Origin of the sequence: Planktothrix paucivesiculata PCC 9631 (assembly GCF_900009265.2) — a bacterium.
Classification (GTDB): Bacteria; Cyanobacteriota; Cyanobacteriia; order Cyanobacteriales; family Microcoleaceae; genus Planktothrix; species Planktothrix paucivesiculata.
In genome coordinates this window covers 1-1,425 of sequence record NZ_LR735153.1, presented here as the reverse complement: position 1 = coordinate 1,425, position 1,425 = coordinate 1, and the positions used below count along the sequence as shown (strand labels likewise).

General features: G+C 29.4%; 1 protein-coding gene. It reads right to left on the bottom strand.

What is annotated here, in order from left to right:
• Positions 1–236 precede the first annotated feature (236 nt).
• On the bottom strand, positions 237–1,328 hold the full coding sequence (locus PL9631_RS25905; protein ID WP_083616174.1) for an ISAs1 family transposase: 1,092 nt from the start codon (positions 1,326–1,328) through the stop codon (positions 237–239).
• Positions 1,329–1,425: the final 97 nt, after the last annotated feature.

Genomic DNA, 1,425 nt, shown 5'->3' with positions numbered 1-1,425 from the left:
CAGGGGGTTTTCATTTTCCCAAATGCGATCGCTATCTTCAAAAAAAATTATCAATTTTTCCGATCAAATTCTCTCTAATTTTCATCAGATAAGTGGGAAATATTAAGAATGAACAATTTTCATATTTATTAACAGCAAAAGATAGCCATTGTCTTGATTAATAAGACTTTATGACTATTTATTATTAAATATTTTGAATGTTTTTTTAGAAAAATAGTTTTAAAAACTTAATTAATTCAGGCGATCGCTAAAATCTTTTCCCAATTATTTCCCAACCATGACTGTCCCTCTTTTATTGAGCTAAAACCCAAACTTCTGTATATATTCAAAATTAATGTTACTAATAACGAGAATTTTCCGGCTACGTCTATGCCTTTTATTCTTGATTTATCTTCATTAAAATTCACATCTTTGACCCAATGTACTTGATTTTCAATTAACCAATGTGCTTTAATTTTTTCTGCAAATGTTTTCGCACTTAATTTCTGACTACTAATATAATATAAAGTCTCATTATATTCTTGATCACCCCGAAAACCCGTTCTTTCTACCTGAATAAAACTTTGAAGATGAGGATAATTTTTATGGTTGACATTTTGGCTATCAAATACTGATACTTTTCTGCTAATATTTCGCCCATGACTGACATCTTTTTCTTCATATACCGTTAAAGGTTTTTCGATTTCTGCTAAAATCTTGATCCGATTGTGCAATTTAATTTGATTCCCTTTTACCGTAATTAAATAATTATTTTTGCTCTCAATTATTGCCTGAGTTGTTTCCTTACTACAATGGAGAGCATCGAGGGTAAATACTTTATTTAATAACCCGCATTTTTCTATCATAGACAGAACTTTAGCGTTTTCAGAACTTTGTTTACTTTCAAAACTTTCCGATTTAATTACTAACTTTGTTTCTTGACTAAACCAAGATACCATAATTAACATATTTTGTTTCTGATTTTCATAGTTAGTCAGGGTGTTTTTTAAAGATTTTCCATCGATCGCAATCCAATCAACGCCTTCTTGTTGCCAATAATATTCCTGGACTATTGACTGAAAAACCAACTGAATTTCTATTGAATTTATTCCGAGCATTACTCGTCTTATGGTACTATAAGACGGCAATTTTTTAGTGTTAGTTTCTAATAATTTAATTAGCTTATTTTCTTCATTTTTTCTAAAATTATCTATTTGCTTATAAGTAACATTGCCAGTTAGCAGTGCTAAAACAATGATAGTCAACACTACCCATAATTCATGTCTTTTACCACGATTTTTCCGAAAATCCTTGACTAACTTCAGTTGTTCGATTATACTGTTTAACATAGTTTTTTAAAATCAAATAAAAGTGATCTTTCTTTGATTTTACCAAAAAAAGATCACTTTTATTTTCTTTTTTACCCCCGACAATGAAAACACCCTG

Excerpts from the sequence above, each read along its gene's own strand:
- PL9631_RS25905 (WP_083616174.1), bottom strand. The coding sequence starts at position 1,328 with ATGTTAAACAGTATAATCGAACAACTGAAGTTAGTCAAGGATTTTCGG.